We start from the raw sequence: 16618 nt of genomic DNA, 5'->3' as shown, positions 1-16618 counted from the left end.
ACGCGGGCAAAATGGACAACCTAAAGTCATGCATTGAACAGTTAATTTATCCACGCCCGGTGTTAAACACTGAGTTAAATATAGATCACTCTCACAGAGCCGCTTTCAGAATTGGGTAAAAAACGCGCGAATAGCGTAAAATTGCGTTGAATTAAGAACATTCCGCAAGGGATTAATAAGACAGGAATTAAAGAAGAGCACGGCGGCAGCCGTGCTCTGAGAGGGGATTAGTGCTCGCGGGTTTTACGGAACTGGACGTCAGGATAACGTTCCTGCGTCAGGTTCAGGTTTACCATGGTTGGTGCGATATAGGTCAGGTTATCGCCGCCATCCAGCGCCAGCTGAATTTCGTTCTTACGCTTAAATTCTTCGAATTTCTTCACGTCAGAACACTCAACCCAGCGCGCGGTCGCGACGTTCACAGACTCGTAAATCGCTTCCACGTTGTACTCGCTCTTCAGACGTGCAACAACCACGTCGAACTGCAGCACACCGACTGCGCCCACGATCAGATCGTTGTTCGCAATTGGGCGGAACACCTGCACGGCGCCCTCTTCGGAGAGCTGAACCAGGCCTTTCAGCAGCTGTTTCTGCTTCAGCGGATCGCGCAGACGAATACGACGGAACAGCTCCGGCGCGAAGTTCGGAATACCGGTGAACTTCATCATTTCGCCCTGGGTGAAGGTATCGCCGATCTGAATAGTGCCGTGGTTGTGCAGACCGATGATGTCGCCCGGATAGGCTTCTTCAACGTGCGAACGGTCGCCCGCCATAAAGGTCAGGGCGTCAGAAATCACCACGTCTTTACCGGTACGCACCTGGCGCAGCTTCATGCCCTTTTCATACTTACCGGACACCACGCGCATAAAGGCCACGCGGTCGCGGTGTTTCGGGTCCATGTTGGCCTGAATTTTGAACACGAAGCCGGTGAATTTCTCTTCTTTTGCTTCCACTTCACGGGTGTCGGTTTTACGCGGCATCGGACGCGGCGCCCACTCCACCAGACCGTCCAGCATGTGGTCAACGCCGAAGTTACCCAGCGCGGTACCGAAGAAGACCGGGGTGATTTCACCGCTCAGGAACAGCTCTTTGTCGAACTCGTGAGACGCGCCCTTCACCAGCTCCAGCTCGTCGCGCAGCTGCGCGGCCAGCTCTTCGCCGACTGCCACGTCCAGCTCAGGGTTATCCAGACCTTTCACCACGCGAACATCCTGAATGGTGTGGCCTTTACCGGTCTGATACAGGTAGGTTTCGTCTTTATAGAGGTGATACACCCCTTTGAACAGCTTACCGCAGCCAATTGGCCAGGTGATGGGTGCACAGGCGATTTTCAGCTCGCTTTCCACTTCGTCCATCACTTCCATCGGATCGCGGATGTCACGGTCGAGTTTGTTCATAAAGGTGAGGATCGGCGTATCGCGCAGACGGGTGACTTCCATCAGCTTACGGGTCCGGTCTTCTACACCTTTCGCGGCGTCGATCACCATCAGACAGCAGTCCACCGCCGTCAGGGTACGGTAGGTATCTTCAGAGAAGTCTTCGTGGCCCGGGGTGTCCAGCAGGTTCACGAGGCAGTCGTGATACGGGAACTGCATCACGGAGGTGGTAATCGAAATACCACGCTGCTTTTCCATCTCCATCCAGTCAGATTTTGCATGCTGGCTGGAGCCACGGCCTTTAACGGTACCGGCGGTCTGGATCGCCTGTCCGAACAGCAACACCTTCTCGGTGATGGTCGTTTTACCGGCATCCGGGTGCGAGATAATGGCAAAAGTGCGGCGCTTGGCCACCTCTTGCAGATAAGGAGACAACGTCATAATTAAATCTTCTTTTATAAGCGCGGCAGCACGCCACGCATCATGGAATACAAAATTGCGGCTATTTTACCCATCAATGGGGGGCAGGCAATCATTGTTTACACAGGAGTTGCTCCAGTTCGTTCAACGACGTTACGGTCCAAGTCGGCTCGATGCCTTCTGGCTTCACGCGGCCATGCGCATTGAGCCAGACGGTCGACAGACCGGCATTCATGCCGCCCAGGATATCTGACTCTGCCGTATCACCCACCATCAGTACGCGATCGCGGTCAGGATTACCGGCCTGCGACAGCGCATAATCGAAAATACGCGGATCCGGTTTAGGTACACCCACCTCTTCGGAGATCACCAGCGCGTCGAAATGATCGCGCAGGCCAGTGCGCTCGAGGCGGATCTGCTGCAGGGCGGTAAAACCGTTGGTGATGATCCCCAGTTTCACCTTGCCTTTCAATGCATTCAGCAGGGAAACCGCGCCCGGCAGTGGCGCACAGATATCGGCCATCGCGTTCAGGAACGCCTCGTTCAGCGTCCCCGGACTGACCTTTAAGCGTTCCGCCCAGACGTCAAAGCGCTGGTGCTGAAGCTGTAACGCGGTGATGGCACCGTTCTGGTAATCCACCCACAGCGGCTTGTTTACCGCCTGATAGTCCTGAAAATCTTCAGCGGTGAAGGTCACGCTATAGTCGAGAAACATCCGCTGTAGTCCGCCGAACGAATCGAACGTAAACAGCGTTTCGTCGGCATCAAAGAAAATCCAGTCCCATTTCATCGTTACAACCTTATTTTTTATTATCCAATCGGCAGAGCCATTATGATGGCGTCTTCACGTCCCTCTGCGGTGGGGTAGTAGTTACGGCGGATTGTCGCCTCGTTAAAGCCTAAGCTTTCATAGAGCGCGATGGCGGCGACATTCGACGCGCGCACCTCCAGCCACAGGGTGAAAACGTCACGGGTTTCGAGCTCACGGATGAGGTGCTCGAGCAGTTCTCTTCCCAGCCCACGGCGCTGGAACGCGGGATCAACCGCGATATTAAACAGCGTCGCTTCATCAAGAACAACCTGCGTGATCGCGAAGGCGGCCATGGTGCCGTCAACGTCCAGTCGGTAGTTCAGATACCGTTCGCCCTGATTGCTGGCGAAGGTTTTTTCGCTCCACGGAAACGCGTGGGCGCGTGTTTCAATCGCAAACGCGGTGGTCAGGTCAGTCGTCGTGAGGGAAGAAATCGTGTTCATATTCGCAGATTTGTTGCCATAGCGCGCTGCGCGCTTTTGGGTTGGCTTTCAGTTCGTCCAGCGCTGGCGTGGAGATCTGGCTCCCCTGGAGGGGGATCTCGTTTGTCTCTCCGATACGCCAGCTGTTACAGCGGCTATCAGGAGGAAGCATCGCGACACGCTCTGGCGTCAGCTGTAAAACCTGGTCGGCCGTCATCTTCAGGCTGCGAAGGACATCATCGATCAGGGGTTCATTCAGGGCAGGCAGTTCTTCCGCCACCATCACCAGGCGTACGTGCGCAGGGATGGAAATGGCGATTTCGCCCTGCAACGCCGTCGGGCGACGCAAAGCCCACTGGGTAATGCCCAGCTGCTGCAACTGCCAGTCTCGTCGGGATGTCATAGGGAAAACTCCTGTCTCTCAGGCGCGCAAATATAGCAAATGTGTCGAAAGTGCGCCATCTACCTACTATAATCCCCGCCTGAGTTTATTGAGGAACAATTCATGTCTGCATTTACCCCGGCAAGTGAAGTCTTGCTGCGTCACAGTGATGATTTCGAAGAAAGCCGTATTCTGTTTGCCGGAGATATGCAGGATGACCTGCCTGCGCGTTTCGACTGTGCTGAAAGCCGTGCCCATACCCAATACTACCACCACTGGCAGGTGCTGAGCCGCCAGATGGGCGAGCGCGCGCGCTTTAGTCTGGTGGCGGAGCAGAGCGATATCGCCGACTGCGATACGCTGATTTACTACTGGCCGAAGAACAAACCGGAAGCCCAGTTCCAGCTGATGAACCTGCTCTCCCTGCTGCCGGTCGGCTGCGATATTTTCGTGGTGGGTGAGAACCGCAGCGGCGTGCGCAGTGCAGAACAGATGCTGGAAGCTTACGCCCCGCTGAACAAAGTCGACAGCGCTCGCCGCTGTGGTCTGTACCATGGCCGTCTGGAAAAACAGACAACGTTCGATCCACAGGCTTACTGGGACGAGTACCAGCTTGACGGCCTGACCATCAAAACCCTGCCGGGCGTGTTCAGCCGTGACGCGCTGGATACGGGCAGCAAGCTGCTGCTCTCCACCCTGACGCCGCACACCAAAGGCAAAGTGCTGGACGTGGGCTGTGGCGCTGGCGTGCTCTCTACCGTGCTCGCCAGCCATTCACCAAAAGTCCGTTTAACCCTGTGTGACGTAAGCGCCCCGGCGGTAGAAGCCAGCCGCGCAACGCTTGCCGCAAACGGCATTGAAGGCGAGGTGATTGCCAGCAACGTCTTCTCTGACGTCACCGGTCGCTTCGACATGATTATCTCCAACCCGCCGTTCCACGACGGCATGGAGACCAGCCTTGAAGCGGCACAAACGCTGATCCGTGGCGCAACCCGTCACCTCAACAGCGGCGGCGAGCTGCGTATCGTTGCGAACGCCTTCCTGGCGTACCCGAAAGTGCTGGACGAAACCTTCGGCTTCCACGAAGTGATCGCCCAGACCGGTCGCTTCAAGGTCTACCGTACCGTGATGACGCGTCAGGCCAAAAAGTAATCTCCACTCCTGCTTGCCGGATAAGCGCAATCGTCATCCGGCAAGCAGGCGTCTCCGTTCCGGCCATTTTTGCAGCAATCAATAAAAGGTGAGCACTTTTCAGTTGACGTAAAGCTGAAAACATCTAGAATGCGCCTCCGTGGTTACGATACTTTTACAGTATCGATGGTATGCGAAGGTGGCGGAATTGGTAGACGCGCTAGCTTCAGGTGTTAGTGTCCTTACGGATGTGGGGGTTCGAGTCCCCCCCCTCGCACCATAAATCACGATGATATTGCTCGCACTGGGCGAAGGTGGCGGAATTGGTAGACGCGCTAGCTTCAGGTGTTAGTGTCCTTACGGATGTGGGGGTTCGAGTCCCCCCCCTCGCACCAACGAGGCGATATCAACAATAGTAAGATGACTGTGCGAAGGTGGCGGAATTGGTAGACGCGCTAGCTTCAGGTGTTAGTGTCCTTAGGATGTGGGGGTTCGAGTCCCCCCCCTCGCACCAATTATCTTACATCCCCTCTGAAGTTCCTCTTGTTTTCCCTGTTATTTCAAACTCATCAGTATTACCAGAATTCCACTGACCAGTGCTACGCAGGATGGCAGTAAAACAAAGTGGCGTAGCTGCTTATGCCAGATCATGCCTGACGTAACTAACAGGCCTGACACAATGATCGCTTTCCAGGTATCAAGGGAGAGATCGGCAAACATCAAACCGCCGAGAATGGCTCCCGGTAGCAATACCCCCCAACCACTTCCCAGCGCCCTGTTCAACATGATCTGCCCTCTCACAACGATAATGATAACCAATATCATATGACAGAGATTATCATTTGTCAGCTAAATGAATCAAAATCCATCGACCTTTACCTTTCCCGTAATGACAGGAATTGCCTAAGGTGATAAATTGCACACCTGTTAACAACACCTAAAGATTTTCTGATAATTACTCTTTGAGTTTTTTGCATATTTTATTGCGAAACAACACCTACTTATTTGTTTTAATTAAATTTTAATAAAAACGCACGACTATGACATCACAATCCTGGCGGTCTTTGGTTCACAGAAAATATCAATTGTCGTTACGTTTGTTTTTATTTCTGAACGCAACCTCGGCAGTGTTCTCGGTAACAAACCCGCTCAATTCCGTACGCCTGTTATCTGCACCACTTATTGCTATTTTCTCCATCAGCACAGGGCTGTTCGTCTGGCACTGGAGAAAGCGCGCGCGGAAGATAAATATTCCTGTTGTTTCAGGGATCTTCGGTATTTTATGGGCCTGGCAAATTGTGTCGAAATTCGCCTTAATTTCCCACGACCATGCGACGTATTTGCTAATTACCCTGTTGACGGTACTTTTTATCGGAACGCTTGCATTCGCCAGTAATATCAAAGCATTTACGCTGCACTCATTGCCCACCTTTATTGTCTGCCTGTGGCTAAGCGATCACGATATATGGCTGAGAATGACCTATTCTTTCGCACTTCCTGTGGTGGCAATTGCTATTCATAACATTTTGCAAAGACGTAACGATCGTTTCGCTCAGGAATTGCTCTCTCGCCTGTTGGAAGAGCGAGAAACCCTTACCGATCTCAGCATGATGGACCCGCTTACCGGGCTCTATAATCGTCGCGGTCTGCAAAGCCGTCTGGAGAACCTGCCGACGGTAGAAAATGGCGAGCACTTTGTCCTGCTGATGGATATCGACCACTTCAAAGCCTATAACGACCATTATGGCCATATGATGGGCGACCAGGCGCTGAAGCGCGTCTCTGCGGCAATCCGCGACGCCGTGCGTTCTCGCGATATTGTGGCGCGCTTTGGCGGGGAAGAGTTTATGGTGCTGCTGACCAATATTTCACTCGAGCATGCTCGCCAGACGGCCGAGCGGATCCGTCAGAAAGTCTACGATTTGAAAATACCGCATCTGTTTAACGAGAGCGTCGCGACAAACGTCACCATCAGCATTGGTATTGCTATTTTCGAGGATGAAGACGTGGAAGGCGCGCTGGAAAAAGCGGACAAAGCCCTCTACGAAGCAAAGCATATGGGGCGCAATAACATTCTGTTGAGTGAAGAGCTACAGACGGCGTAAACATCGCGGCGATGTCACCAGGACAAAAGTCTTGCCATTGGTATGAGCAATAGTTAGGATTGGCAATCATTATCATTTAGATTTCTATCTATACTATGGCCACGCAAACCGCACACATCGTCGAACCCCTCCTCTGGCGAGCCCCCCTCACCAGCGGGAATGCTTCGCTTGCGGATGCCATACGGGATAAGATTGCGGAGACGCGCGCCCACCTGCTGGACTTTATCCGGCTTGATGAAGCGCCCCCGAACCACGCCATGACGCTCGCAGAGTGGCGCCAACCGACAAAACTGCAATCGCTGCTGGCCACCTATTCCGACCATATCTATCGCAATCAGCCCACCCTTACGCGGGAAAATAAACCTCTGCTCTCACTCTGGGCGCAGTGGTATATCGGGCTGATGGTGCCTCCCCTCATGCTGGCGCTGTTAACGCAAAAGAGCATGCTGGAACTCTCGCCGGATAATTTCCACGTCGAGTTCCACGAAACCGGGCGTGCAGCCTGCTTCTGGATCGATCTTCACGAAGACCAGAACGCGGAACGCCTGACGGCTCAGGAACGCATGGAGCGGCTTATCACGCAGGCCCTGATCCCGGTGGTGGAAGCGCTTGAAGCGACGGGAGAGATTAATGGGAAGCTTATCTGGAGCAATACGGGGTATCTAATCCACTGGTATTTAACGGAAATGAAGCCTCTGCTTGGTGATGAGAACGTTGACGCCCTGCGTCAGTCCTGTTTCTTTGCAAAACAGCTTTCCGATGGCCGTGACAACCCGTTATTCCGTACCGTCGTGCTCCGTGATGGGCTTCTGGTTCGCCGCACCTGCTGCCAGCGCTACCGCCTGCCGGACGTTAAGCAGTGCGGGGATTGCACGTTGAAGTAGTCAGGCCCGGCCTGATACCCTCACCCTGCCCCTCTCCCTGTGGGAGAGGGAACAAACACTAAAAACGGCAACATGCGTTGCCGTTTTGCTTTTACCTAGGCCACCTGCTGATTGTCCTCTTCCGCGTTACGCTGCGCTTCTTCCGCTTCCTGCTCCAGCAGCTGCTTCTCGTACACTTTGAAGAACGGGTAATAGATGATTGCCGATACGCAGGCCAGAACCACAACCAGAATAGCCGCGCGGAAATCCCAGCCCAGAGCCCACGCTGCGCCTATCGGAGCCGGTGCCGTCCAGGGGACCACTGAGATGACGCGGCCAATCAGGTCAAAGGTCATCGCCGCCCAGGCCAGCACGGCATTTACCATCGGTGCCAGCAGGAATGGAATAAAGAACACCGGGTTCATCACAATCGGCGTACCGAAAATGACGGGTTCGTTGATGTTAAAGAAGCTGGGTACCACGCTCAAACGCCCGATAGAGCGTAAATGCGCTGAACGGCTACGCAGATAGCAAATCACCAGCCCCATCGTGGCGCCCGACCCACCAATCACGATAAAGAACGTCCAGAACGCCTCCATAAAAATATGCGGCAGAGGCTGGCTGGCGGCCAGCGCGGTCTGGTTAGCGCCCAGGTTAGTCAGCCAGAACATCTGCAGCATCCCGGAGACGATGGCGGCGCCGTGGATCCCGGCGAACCACAGCAGATGGCCAATCAACACGGCCAGCAGGATCGCAGGCAGCGAATCCGCCGCGGACACCAGCGGTTTAAAGACCGACATAATGGCCTGCGGGATCAGCATGCCGAACTGAGACTGAATGAGCAGGCTCAGAGGATAGAGCGTTAACACCACCACCAGCACTGGGATCAGCAGATCAAAAGAGTTTTTGATCATCGGAGGAACCTGGTCTGGGAGGCGAATACCGATGTTATGCGCCTTGAGGAAACGCATCATCTCAACGCAGTAGATCGCCACCAGAATCGCGGTAAAAATCCCCGTGCCACCCAGGCTGTCGACAGGAAGCGTGCCTTTGGTTTTCGGTGCCGCGACCAGCAGAAACGCCATCAGCGACAGCATGGCGCACATGAACGGATCTAACTGGTGCGATTTGACATAGTGTTTGCCAAGGTTATAGGCAATCGCCGCACAGATATAAATGGACATAATGCCCATCGTCATATCAAACGGCGTCAGGATCTGGCCTTCAAACTGCTTCGCCATATCCAGCCAGGCGCGGGCGAAACCCCAGGTGGTATCAGGCGAAAAAGGTGGGTAAGCGAACACTAACAAAAATGAACCCACAATCATAAATGGCATCGCGGAGATGAACCCATCACGAATAGCCATGACATGACGCTGGGAAGAGATCCGCCCGGCAATCGGGCTCACGTAATTTTCAACGAAACGGAATATCAGGTTAAACGCAGCATGGTTGGCAGACATGGCAGATCTCCTGTCAGACGTTTGTTACGGGCACATTCGCGCCGCACGTTGTTCCATAAATCAGCTTCACAACCTTGCTGGCTTGTGTACCAGTGGTACTGCTCAGACGAAATGGTTTCATAATTTGCTCTTATTATTGGATACAGGGGACGTTACGTACTCAGTATTAATCGACGCATCACGCTCTGCAACCGGTTACTGTAACCGGTTTCTGTGAATGTGAAGAGGATCCAGAAATCAGCCGTTCTGGATATTTGTTACTTAAGAGATATTTACAGAGCATAAATTCTTATGACAGATTACGCAGGATATTTGTCAGGAGGAAACAATGAGTTTGCAGTCTGTACAGCAGTTTTTTGCCGACAACGCGCCGGATATAGACGTAATTGAACTTAGTCAGAGTACCGCTACCGTTGCGTTGGCTGCTGCCGCCCATCGTGTTGAACCGGGACAAATCGCCAAGACCTTGTCATTAAAGGTGAAAAATGAGGTGATTCTGGTGGTAGCGAAAGGCGATGCGCGCCTGGATAACAAAAAGCTGAAAGATACGTTTGGTGCGAAAGCGCGCATGCTCAGCAGTGATGAAGTGGTGACCATCACCGGTCATCCCGTTGGCGGCGTGTGCCCGTTCGGGCTGGAAAACCCGCTCGCGGTTTACTGCGATATCTCATTAAAGCAGTACGCCGAAGTCCTGCCCGCAGCAGGCGCAATTCACAGTGCCGTGCGTATTTCACCTGACAGAATGGCAGAGCTGACTTCCGCAAAGTGGGTTGATGTTTGCATCTGATTGATGCGCCAGAGCCTGTCTGGCGCGCAACGGACAGGTTATAAAAAGGTCGGCTTGCCGAGTGCCGAACTTCGCGGTTCTCTTGCCGGAAGGTGAGTAATAATATCCGCCGCATCGAGCAACCCGACGTCAGAGTTCACCCCTAGCTTCACCATCGCATTAAACTTATGCGCCCGGATGGTCTTAATATTGCGTTCAAGCTGTGCCGCGATTTGAGGAATAGAATAACCGCAAGACATATAACGCAATATTGCCCGTTCCGTTGGGCTTAACATTCTGTTTTGGCTCCGGTACCAGTGATTCATCATATTGTCATTGATGCGCAGCGTTTCACTCAACAACACCATAAGTTCCTGCTGCAGGTGCTCAAGCGTCAGCGATTTACTGACCACACCGTGAAGGCGTGACGGCGAAAGATGGCTAATTAACCGTGCTTCCGTCTCATCAGCGACCAGGATAATGCGCTGGATATGACCATGCGTAAACGCGAGGTCCCGCAGGTGCGCCAGACAGTTACGACGTTCCTCTCGCGCATCGGAAAGTGAATAGATCAGCGAGAAAAAATTGACGTGCTGAAGTGCTTTCTTAAAGCTGTCAAATTCGCTAAACAGATGCAGCTGATATTGGTTCAGGCCGGGCATGGCAAAAAGATGCTGTAGCCCAACGGCACTCATCGTGCAATTTTCGACGATGGCGATATGTCTTGTTGAATCGGTTTTTTCCATTCCTCGAACTCTCCATAGGCTGACATCAAACTCAGCTCTCTCATTCCCTGCGTACTGTTGATCCAGGCGTACATATCGGCATTACTGCGTAAGGACAGCCGTCGCATCGCACTGTTTTTCTGCGCACTGATGGTTTTATTGCTCTTCTTGAGCAGGGTGGCGATTTGGTTAATCCCCCATCCTTTACCTAGCAGACGCAGTACCTTGCGTTCCGAGTGCGTGAGCGCGATAACGTGTTCGTCTTCATCCTCCGTACTTTGAGGTTCCGGGGTTAATAACGTCTGGCTTATCCGCTCTGCCCGCTCGCTACCTGCCCGAATAGCGTTCACCACGCCTTCAATGGGCTCCATATCAGACAGCAACGTACTTTCCGGGCGCATAAGCAGCTCAACCGCAATAGGATAAAGCGGCCGCGAAACTAAAAAGATCCAGTGAATGTCCCGGTATTGATTCAATAAACCGTAATACTCTTCGAGGGTGCCCCGAGGATTCCTGTATTCACCTGAAACATCGGCAATAATGACATCCGCGCGGCGTAACTGGAGCAGCGTTAGCTCCTGCAGTGAGCGGCAATAGGTCAATTCAAAATCCGGGAAATGGCGTGCCATCAAGCCCCCTAACCCGTTTTGCATCACGGGTATCCGGCTAATGACCACGCCGCGCTTACCATGCAATGACAACATAGACCCTCCGTGTCCATTCTTCATTTGATGAGTCACGTTAAAACGCATCAATGTATGAGTATTTTCGTCCCTGAGTGTAAAACTGATTAATACAAGCAGAAGATGAGATAAGTTCTTAGTTTAAGAAATGCCTAAAACAGCGGTAATATCTCATAAAGCGCAAATAAATTTAATTGCGGAGCCATTAAAATAACGACAATATAAAATTAGAATAACTAAATACAAATATTCTATATTTCCATATTAATAATTCACCGCACTGATAAATTAATCCCACTCCCCTTTCGCGATACGGGCGGAAACTGTTTGCATAAACCTTGATCTGGCCCACAGCAAGAGGCACGGCTCTTTGTGCTAAAAGTAATCACTATGGGCCAACCGGCAACTTTCCATCTTCTTCAGGACAATACATGCAGGCAGATCGGTCAACGCAGCGTGCTATCACGCGGCTATGTATTCAGTGCGGTCTTTTTCTGCTCCAGCACGGCGCGGAAAGCGCGCTGGTTGAGGAGCTTTCAACCCGGCTGGGAGTGGCACTGGGTATGGATAGCGTTGAAAGCGCTATCTCATCCAACGCCATTGTGCTGACCACCATCAAAGACGGTCAGTGCCTGACCTCCACCCGCAAAAACCATGACCGCGGCATTAACATGCACGTCGTGACCGAAGTGCAGCACATCGTGATCCTTGCTGAACACAAGCTTCTCGATCTCCATGAAATTGAAAAGCGGTTCAACCAAATTAAGCCGTTACGTTATCCGCGCTGGCTTGTCGTGCTGATGGTAGGCCTGTCGTGCGCCTGCTTTTGTAAGCTCAATAAAGGTGGCTGGGACGGTGCGATCGTCACCTTTTTTGCCAGCAGTATCGCCATGTATGTTCGCCAGTTGCTGACGCACCGGCAGCTGCATCCGCAAATTAACTTCTGCATTACCGCGTTTGTCGCCACCACGGTTTCCGGCCTGCTTCTGCGCCTGCCGCAGTTTGCTAACACCCCGACGATTGCCATGGCCGCCAGCGTGCTTCTGCTGGTCCCGGGCTTTCCGTTGATCAACGCCGTCGCCGACATGTTTAAAGGGCACATCAATACCGGCCTGGCACGCTGGGCTATCGCCAGCCTGCTGACGCTGGCGACCTGCATCGGCGTTGTTATGGCTATGACACTCTGGGGGTTACGCGGATGGGCGTGATAGATTTTCTGCTGGCGCTGGCGCAGGACATGCTTCTGGCCGCCATTCCTGCCGTCGGCTTTGCGATGGTATTTAACGTTCCGCAACGCGCGCTGCCGTGGTGTGCGCTGCTGGGCGCGATTGGCCATGGCTCGCGAATGGTGATGATGACCGCGGGTTTTAACATCGAATGGTCAACGTTCATGGCGTCCATGCTGGTCGGCAGTATCGGCATCCAGTGGTCGCGCTGGTATCTGGCGCATCCCAAGGTGTTCACCGTCGCCGCCGTGATCCCGATGTTCCCGGGCATATCTGCGTATACGGCGATGATTTCCGCGGTGAAAATCAGCCATTTTGGCTACACCGAGCCCCAGATGATCCTCCTCCTGAGCAACTTTCTTAAGGCCTCGTCCATCGTCGGCGCGCTCTCTATCGGGCTGTCGATCCCCGGACTGTGGCTGTACCGCAAACGCCCACGCGTTTGATATTTGTGTTATTTCGCTGCCATGGAGATAATCCTTCTGGTCCGTTTGGTGAAAATAAGGAAAGGATGTGGCTAACCCTGGCAGCGAACACCCCGATCACGGCGAAGAATCCAGCCTGAAAGAGAAAATTTTTCAGAGCGCCATCGCGCTTTTTGCTGAGTATGGATTGAACGGTGCCCGCATGGAGCAGATCGCGGAGAAAGCGGGTACCACCAAACGCATGGTGGTTTACCATTTTAAAAATAAAGAGAATCTCTATCTCCTGGTGCTGGAACACGTTTACACCCAGATTCGCGCCAGTGAAAAAGCGCTAAGCCTGGCGGGAATGCCCCCTGTTGAAGCGCTGGTCGACCTGGTTGAAGCCACCTTTGACTATCATGCCGACCATCCCGACTACATCCGGATTATCTGCATGGAAAACATGCAGCGTGGCCGCTTTATGCAGCAGTCGAGCTATCTTCGTCAGGTCAACCGCAGCGCGCTCGACCTGCTGGAGGAGATCCTGCGCCGGGGCAAAGAAAAACAGCTCTTCAGCCAGACGGTCGACGCCCGCGATCTTCACCGTCTGATAAGCAGCTTCAGCTTTCACTACGTTGCCAACAGCTACACCTTCACGCTCCTGTTTGAAGACGGTGCGGACGAACAGGCCCAGCGCCAGCACTATCGCAAAATGGCCGTTCAGGTAGCGCTCCGCTACACCTGCCCATAAAATTGCTTGCAATTAAATCGTGCACTATCTATATTTATTTCATGAACGCGAAAACGAACGACGCAACCGCTGCGCTCAAGCTGGATAACCAGCTCTGCTTTGCCCTCTATTCGGCAAATCTGGCGCTTAATAAGCTGTACCGGCAACTGCTGGCACCGCTGAACCTGACCTACCCGCAATACCTGGTGATGCTGGTGCTGTGGGAGCAGGATGACATGACGGTATCGGACATCGGCGAACGGCTGTTTCTGGACTCAGCGACCCTTACGCCGCTGTTGAAGCGGCTGGAAAGTGCTGGGTTAATCAACCGTCACCGTTCGCGCAAAGACGAACGTCAGGTCGCCGTCACCCTGAGCGAAGCGGGACGTGAACTGCAGCAGCAGGCATTGGGTATCCCCCATGCGGTGGGTTGCGCAGCGCAGTGTGATACCGACACCCTGCTGGCGCTCAAACAGCAGCTCGAATTTTTGCGACAACAGCTACACCGCGCGTAAGGCTATACTTTACGCGTGATTATTACCCATATATATCGCACGCTATTTAATAGCACACATTAAAGCAAGATGAGGAACCTGCCATGTCTTTAGAAAAAGTCGTTTATACCGCCAAAGCCAAAGCAACCGGTGGCCGTGACGGTCGTGCCACCTCTTCCGATGGCGTACTGGACGTAAAACTGGGCGTGCCAAAAGAGATGGGCGGCATGGGGGGAGAAGTAACGAACCCTGAGCAGCTTTTTGCTGCCGGCTACTCTGCCTGCTTCCTGGGCGCGATGAAGTTCGTGGCGGCGCGCGACAAATTTGCCCTGCCAAAAGAGGCCTTTATTGAAGGCGAAGTGGGTATTGGCCCGCTGCCAACCGGTTTTGGTATCGAAGCGAAACTGAACATCCACGTTGAGGGTATGGATCCCGCGGAAGCCAAAAAGCTGGTCGACGCGGCGCATATTGTTTGCCCGTACTCTAACGCGACCCGCGGCAACATCGACGTGACCCTGAACATCATCGCGTGATAAATACCTGATGGCGCTGCGCTTTTCAGGCCTACGACCGTAGCCCCGGTAAGCGCAGCGCCACCGGGGAAATCCCCTCCTTCCCTTTCCTCTCTCTGTGCTACCATAAGCCCATATCACGCCCGTAGTAATCAGTAGAGTAAGCGTTATGTCCTCCAGAATTCTGACCACCAGCATTGCTGGCATTGATGCCTTTATGCGCGACCCACGCGGTGTGTTGACCCACGCCGAAGGCGGCACGGTTGCGGTTTTTGCCGACAACGCGCCGGCGTTTTACGCAATCACGCCGGAACGTCTGGCACAGCTTCTGGAGATCGAAGCGCAACTGTCACGTCCGGCGAGCGATGTCGCGCTGGACAACCAGTTCTTTGATGAGCCGGTCAACGTTCCCGTGACCGTTCCGATGGGAAAATTTGCCCTGTACGCGGGCTGGCAGCCGGATGCGGATTTTCAGCGACAGGCGGCGCTGTGGGGCATCGCGTTAACCCAACCGGCCACCGCCGAAGAGCTCGCCGCGTTTACCGCCTGGTGGCAGGCGGAAGGTAAAGTCTTCACCCACATTCAGTGGCAGCAAAAGCTCGCGCGTCATCTTCAAATTACCCGCGCCGGCAACAACGGCCAGCCCAAACGCGATATCAACGCGTTTTCAGAACCGGATAAACAGATCCCCAGCGGATTCCGAGGTGCGAAATGAAGAACGTCGGCGACCTGATGAAACGTCTGCAAAAAATGATGCCTGCCAACGTGAAGCCCGCTTTCACTACGGGTGAAGAGCTGCTGGCGTGGCAAAAAGAGCAAGGTGAGATCCGCGCCGCCGCGCTCGCCAGGGAAAACCGGGCGATGAAAATGCAGCGCACCTTTAACCGCTCCGGTATCCGTCCCCTGCACCAGAACTGCTCGTTCGATAACTATAAAGTCGAAACCAACGGGCAGATGAACGCCCTTGCCGCCGCCCGTCAGTACGTGGATGAATTCGACGGCAATATCGCCAGCTTCATCTTTAGCGGCAAGCCGGGCACCGGAAAAAACCACCTTGCAGCCGCCATCTGCAACGAGCTGCTTCTGCGGGGTAAATCGGTTCTTATCATCACCGTGGCCGATATCATGTCCGCGATGAAAGACACCTTCAGCAACCGCGAAACCAGCGAAGAACAGCTGCTTAACGATCTGAGCAATGTGGATTTGCTGGTCATCGACGAGATTGGCGTTCAGACAGAATCCCGCTATGAAAAAGTGATCATCAACCAGATTGTCGATCGCCGCTCCTCGTCCAAGCGCCCCACCGGCATGTTGACGAACCACAATATCGACGAGATGACCCGCCTGCTGGGGGAACGCGTCATGGACCGCATGAAGCTGGGTAACAGCCTCTATGTCATCTTCGACTGGGAAAGTTACCGCAGCCGCGTTACCGGCAAAGAGTATTAAGACAGTTCCAGGAATCGCCGCCAGGGCATAGGTATATACTGGAACCCCTTCGGCCCAAAACGGACCTTTTTGAGAGAGCCATGATGAAAAAACAGATTCTAATCAGCACCTTTTTAGGCGCGCTGCTGGTGACTGGCGCAGCGCAAGCGGCGTCCTGGCAGGAGTCCCTGTCAAGCGCAGCAAATGAGCTGACCAAAGAGAGCAGCAGCTCTCAGGGCGGACTCTCCGCCTCCTCCCTCACCAGCCTGTTGGGCAACAGCTCTCAGAGCCTCAGCGCGGGCACGATGAACAATGCGGCGGGGATTCTGGAATATTGCGCGAAGCAAAAGCTGGCCTCCGTGACCGACGCGCAAAACGTGAAAAACCAGGTGCTGGGTAAACTGGGTCTGGATACCCAGGAGCAGAAAGCGGACACCAACTATATGGACGGCATTCAGGGCCTGCTTAACGCGCAAAACGGCCAGCAGCTTAACCTGAGCACCCTCGGCAACTCTTCTCTGGCAAAACAGGTGAAAACCAAAGCCTGCGATCTGGTGCTGAAACAAGGCGTTAATTTCCTCTCCTGATCCACCCCATTTTCTGCCACAACACGCCGCGTTTAATGCGATAGTCTTGCAGCGCGGCGCTAAACGAGCGTTTTTCCCACCTGCCACCGT

General features: G+C 53.7%; 20 protein-coding genes and 3 tRNA genes. 15 read left to right on the top strand and 8 right to left on the bottom strand.

Annotation, left to right across the window (positions count from 1 at the left end; genetic code table 11):
• Window positions 1-227 precede the first annotated feature (227 nt).
• The 4 genes from prfC to GVO84_RS03240 form a co-directional block, all read right to left on the bottom strand.
• Complete coding sequence (prfC, locus tag GVO84_RS03255; RefSeq protein ID WP_023334426.1) at window positions 228-1817, bottom strand: peptide chain release factor 3; 1590 nt, start codon at window positions 1815-1817, stop codon at window positions 228-230.
• 91 nt (window positions 1818-1908) lie between these two features.
• Complete coding sequence (gene yjjG, locus GVO84_RS03250; RefSeq protein WP_032660825.1) at window positions 1909-2586, bottom strand: pyrimidine 5'-nucleotidase; 678 nt, start codon at window positions 2584-2586, stop codon at window positions 1909-1911.
• Window positions 2587-2606: 20 nt separating this feature from the next.
• Window positions 2607-3050 (bottom strand): ribosomal protein S18-alanine N-acetyltransferase, encoded by a 444-nt coding sequence (gene rimI / locus GVO84_RS03245; protein ID WP_063143284.1) that lies wholly within the window; start codon window positions 3048-3050, stop codon window positions 2607-2609.
• The gene (locus tag GVO84_RS03240) at window positions 3019-3432 is read right to left on the bottom strand and encodes a DNA polymerase III subunit psi (RefSeq protein ID WP_063143283.1); all 414 of its coding nucleotides are present in this window, start codon (window positions 3430-3432) and stop codon (window positions 3019-3021) included. Before GVO84_RS03240 ends, rimI begins: the two co-directional genes overlap by 32 nt.
• 102 nt (window positions 3433-3534) lie before the next feature.
• On the opposite strand from GVO84_RS03240, the gene rsmC reads away from it, so the two are divergent.
• The 4 genes from rsmC (at window position 3535) to GVO84_RS03220 (ending at window position 5056) form a co-directional block, all read left to right on the top strand.
• Entirely contained in the window at window positions 3535-4563 is a 1029-nt protein-coding gene (gene rsmC, locus GVO84_RS03235) for a 16S rRNA (guanine(1207)-N(2))-methyltransferase RsmC (RefSeq protein WP_121424966.1), read from the top strand.
• A 172-nt stretch (window positions 4564-4735) separates the two neighbouring features.
• Window positions 4736-4822: transfer RNA gene (locus tag GVO84_RS03230), tRNA-Leu, on the top strand.
• Window positions 4823-4850: 28 nt separating this feature from the next.
• Window positions 4851-4937 (top strand) — tRNA-Leu (locus GVO84_RS03225).
• A 33-nt stretch (window positions 4938-4970) separates the two neighbouring features.
• A tRNA-Leu gene (locus tag GVO84_RS03220) sits at window positions 4971-5056 on the top strand.
• Window positions 5057-5097: 41 nt separating this feature from the next.
• Here GVO84_RS03220 and GVO84_RS03215 read toward each other — a convergent pair.
• A complete protein-coding gene (locus GVO84_RS03215) occupies window positions 5098-5367 on the bottom strand; it encodes a DUF1435 domain-containing protein (RefSeq protein WP_032660829.1) in 270 nt (89 codons plus the stop codon).
• A gap of 215 nt (window positions 5368-5582) precedes the next feature.
• Between GVO84_RS03215 and GVO84_RS03210 the strand changes: the two genes are divergently transcribed.
• Window positions 5583-6647 carry a GGDEF domain-containing protein gene (locus GVO84_RS03210; RefSeq protein ID WP_159515470.1) on the top strand — a complete coding sequence of 355 codons (1065 nt, stop codon included), beginning with the start codon at window positions 5583-5585 and terminating at the stop codon, window positions 6645-6647.
• A gap of 95 nt (window positions 6648-6742) precedes the next feature.
• Window positions 6743-7531, top strand: a complete 789-nt coding sequence (gene fhuF / locus GVO84_RS03205) for a siderophore-iron reductase FhuF (RefSeq protein WP_159515469.1) — start codon at window positions 6743-6745, stop codon at window positions 7529-7531.
• A gap of 95 nt (window positions 7532-7626) precedes the next feature.
• Here fhuF and GVO84_RS03200 read toward each other — a convergent pair whose 3' ends face one another.
• Window positions 7627-8973, bottom strand: a complete 1347-nt coding sequence (locus tag GVO84_RS03200; RefSeq protein WP_159515468.1) for a PTS sugar transporter subunit IIC — start codon at window positions 8971-8973, stop codon at window positions 7627-7629.
• A gap of 328 nt (window positions 8974-9301) precedes the next feature.
• Between GVO84_RS03200 and GVO84_RS03195 the strand changes: the two genes are divergently transcribed.
• Window positions 9302-9760 (top strand): YbaK/EbsC family protein, encoded by a 459-nt coding sequence (locus GVO84_RS03195; protein WP_008502085.1) that lies wholly within the window; start codon window positions 9302-9304, stop codon window positions 9758-9760.
• A gap of 38 nt (window positions 9761-9798) precedes the next feature.
• Here the strand turns inward: GVO84_RS03195 and bglJ are convergent, their stop codons facing one another.
• Together bglJ and GVO84_RS03185 are read right to left on the bottom strand one after the other, a co-directional pair.
• On the bottom strand, window positions 9799-10434 hold the full coding sequence (gene bglJ / locus GVO84_RS03190) for a DNA-binding transcriptional activator BglJ (RefSeq protein WP_159515704.1): 636 nt from the start codon (window positions 10432-10434) through the stop codon (window positions 9799-9801).
• Window positions 10431-11168 (bottom strand): helix-turn-helix transcriptional regulator, encoded by a 738-nt coding sequence (locus tag GVO84_RS03185; protein WP_121424961.1) that lies wholly within the window; start codon window positions 11166-11168, stop codon window positions 10431-10433. Before GVO84_RS03185 ends, bglJ begins: the two co-directional genes overlap by 4 nt.
• A gap of 410 nt (window positions 11169-11578) precedes the next feature.
• Here GVO84_RS03185 and GVO84_RS03180 point away from each other — a divergent pair, with 410 nt between their 5' ends.
• From GVO84_RS03180 to GVO84_RS03145, 8 genes are all read left to right on the top strand, one after another.
• On the top strand, window positions 11579-12355 hold the full coding sequence (locus GVO84_RS03180; protein WP_023334415.1) for a threonine/serine ThrE exporter family protein: 777 nt from the start codon (window positions 11579-11581) through the stop codon (window positions 12353-12355).
• Entirely contained in the window at window positions 12346-12819 is a 474-nt protein-coding gene (locus GVO84_RS03175; protein ID WP_020885295.1) for a threonine/serine exporter, read from the top strand. Before GVO84_RS03180 ends, GVO84_RS03175 begins: the two co-directional genes overlap by 10 nt.
• Before the next feature lie 67 nt (window positions 12820-12886).
• The gene (locus tag GVO84_RS03170) at window positions 12887-13528 is read left to right on the top strand and encodes a TetR family transcriptional regulator (RefSeq protein ID WP_159515467.1); all 642 of its coding nucleotides are present in this window, start codon (window positions 12887-12889) and stop codon (window positions 13526-13528) included.
• A gap of 41 nt (window positions 13529-13569) precedes the next feature.
• Complete coding sequence (locus tag GVO84_RS03165) at window positions 13570-14022, top strand: MarR family winged helix-turn-helix transcriptional regulator (RefSeq protein ID WP_121425078.1); 453 nt, start codon at window positions 13570-13572, stop codon at window positions 14020-14022.
• Between the two features lie 83 nt (window positions 14023-14105).
• Window positions 14106-14534, top strand: a complete 429-nt coding sequence (locus GVO84_RS03160; protein WP_010427173.1) for an organic hydroperoxide resistance protein — start codon at window positions 14106-14108, stop codon at window positions 14532-14534.
• A 148-nt stretch (window positions 14535-14682) separates the two neighbouring features.
• Window positions 14683-15228 (top strand): primosomal protein DnaT, encoded by a 546-nt coding sequence (gene dnaT / locus GVO84_RS03155; protein ID WP_063143277.1) that lies wholly within the window; start codon window positions 14683-14685, stop codon window positions 15226-15228.
• Entirely contained in the window at window positions 15225-15962 is a 738-nt protein-coding gene (gene dnaC / locus GVO84_RS03150; RefSeq protein WP_023334409.1) for a DNA replication protein DnaC, read from the top strand. The genes dnaT and dnaC overlap by 4 nt, the downstream gene beginning before the upstream one ends.
• 83 nt (window positions 15963-16045) lie before the next feature.
• Window positions 16046-16528 (top strand): DUF2501 domain-containing protein, encoded by a 483-nt coding sequence (locus GVO84_RS03145; protein ID WP_121425077.1) that lies wholly within the window; start codon window positions 16046-16048, stop codon window positions 16526-16528.
• Window positions 16529-16618: the final 90 nt, after the last annotated feature.

This window comes from Enterobacter sp. SM3 (assembly GCF_009811935.2).
Lineage (GTDB): Bacteria > Pseudomonadota > Gammaproteobacteria > Enterobacterales > Enterobacteriaceae > Enterobacter > Enterobacter asburiae_D.
Note: the sequence above shows the minus strand (reverse complement) of the source record. Positions and strands in the feature narration are given on the sequence as shown.

Bases quoted from the DNA above. Each gene is read 5' to 3' on its own strand.
- prfC (WP_023334426.1), bottom strand. From the start codon at position 1,817: ATGACGTTGTCTCCTTATCTGCAAGAGGTGGCCAAGCGCCGCACTTTT.
- yjjG (WP_032660825.1), bottom strand. From the start codon at position 2,586: ATGAAATGGGACTGGATTTTCTTTGATGCCGACGAAACGCTGTTTACG.
- rimI (WP_063143284.1), bottom strand. From the start codon at position 3,050: ATGAACACGATTTCTTCCCTCACGACGACTGACCTGACCACCGCGTTT.
- GVO84_RS03240 (WP_063143283.1), bottom strand. From the start codon at position 3,432: ATGACATCCCGACGAGACTGGCAGTTGCAGCAGCTGGGCATTACCCAG.
- rsmC (WP_121424966.1), top strand. From the start codon at position 3,535: ATGTCTGCATTTACCCCGGCAAGTGAAGTCTTGCTGCGTCACAGTGAT.
- GVO84_RS03215 (WP_032660829.1), bottom strand. From the start codon at position 5,367: ATGATATTGGTTATCATTATCGTTGTGAGAGGGCAGATCATGTTGAAC.
- GVO84_RS03210 (WP_159515470.1), top strand. From the start codon at position 5,583: ATGACATCACAATCCTGGCGGTCTTTGGTTCACAGAAAATATCAATTG.
- fhuF (WP_159515469.1), top strand. From the start codon at position 6,743: ATGGCCACGCAAACCGCACACATCGTCGAACCCCTCCTCTGGCGAGCC.
- GVO84_RS03200 (WP_159515468.1), bottom strand. From the start codon at position 8,973: ATGTCTGCCAACCATGCTGCGTTTAACCTGATATTCCGTTTCGTTGAA.
- GVO84_RS03195 (WP_008502085.1), top strand. From the start codon at position 9,302: ATGAGTTTGCAGTCTGTACAGCAGTTTTTTGCCGACAACGCGCCGGAT.
- bglJ (WP_159515704.1), bottom strand. From the start codon at position 10,434: ATGAGTGCCGTTGGGCTACAGCATCTTTTTGCCATGCCCGGCCTGAAC.
- GVO84_RS03185 (WP_121424961.1), bottom strand. From the start codon at position 11,168: ATGTTGTCATTGCATGGTAAGCGCGGCGTGGTCATTAGCCGGATACCC.
- GVO84_RS03180 (WP_023334415.1), top strand. From the start codon at position 11,579: ATGCAGGCAGATCGGTCAACGCAGCGTGCTATCACGCGGCTATGTATT.
- GVO84_RS03175 (WP_020885295.1), top strand. From the start codon at position 12,346: ATGGGCGTGATAGATTTTCTGCTGGCGCTGGCGCAGGACATGCTTCTG.
- GVO84_RS03165 (WP_121425078.1), top strand. From the start codon at position 13,570: ATGAACGCGAAAACGAACGACGCAACCGCTGCGCTCAAGCTGGATAAC.
- GVO84_RS03160 (WP_010427173.1), top strand. From the start codon at position 14,106: ATGTCTTTAGAAAAAGTCGTTTATACCGCCAAAGCCAAAGCAACCGGT.
- dnaT (WP_063143277.1), top strand. From the start codon at position 14,683: ATGTCCTCCAGAATTCTGACCACCAGCATTGCTGGCATTGATGCCTTT.
- dnaC (WP_023334409.1), top strand. From the start codon at position 15,225: ATGAAGAACGTCGGCGACCTGATGAAACGTCTGCAAAAAATGATGCCT.
- GVO84_RS03145 (WP_121425077.1), top strand. From the start codon at position 16,046: ATGAAAAAACAGATTCTAATCAGCACCTTTTTAGGCGCGCTGCTGGTG.